This window comes from Haloarcula mannanilytica, assembly GCF_005406125.1.
GTDB lineage: Archaea > Halobacteriota > Halobacteria > Halobacteriales > Haloarculaceae > Haloarcula > Haloarcula mannanilytica.
The window spans coordinates 1-554 of the sequence record NZ_BIXZ01000033.1; the positions used below are offsets into that span (position 1 = coordinate 1).

1 pseudogene is annotated in these 554 nt (G+C 55.8%); it reads right to left on the reverse strand.

The window, feature by feature from the left end:
* Positions 1-397 (reverse strand): annotated as a pseudogene (locus Harman_RS21195) (ABC transporter substrate-binding protein); the annotation flags it as partial.
* Between the last annotated feature and the right edge of the window lie 157 nt (positions 398-554).

Sequence of the window (554 nt, forward strand, 5' to 3'; positions counted from 1 at the left end):
TCGGCCGGTCCTCTGTCGGTGGGAGCGTTTCTTCGATTGTTGCCTGCATCTCGTCGTGTATCGTGGCAAACGCCTCATATCGCTCTCGTTCGTCGAAGGCGTCCGCGATGATCTTGAAGGCCTCATCCAGCGAGTAGTACTGGTAGTTATGCCAGTCGTCCCCACGTCGTCGGATGTAGTTCCCGAGGAACGGACCAACTTGGGTGGCGATCTCCTCGGCGTCATCATCATCCCAGTCGTCGGATAGGAGACTGAGCCAGTTGGGATCGGTCAGGTGAACATCGCAGTCCAGCTCATAGAAGATTTCATTGTCGAACTCCCCGTCCACTGCGATCGGTGTGATCTCTGCGAACGAGACATCCACGTCCGGAAGGGAGTCGTAGAACGTCGTCGGCATAGTTTCTGGATCCCACAAACCTCGGAGACTGTCGGCCTTCCCTAGTGCAATACCCATATCACCGTACGTACTGAGAAACGCTAGCCAAGTCTCCGGCTGTTCCTCGAACTCAACAGTACCCATCGGCTCCATTGTCACCGTGTACGACGAGTCATCG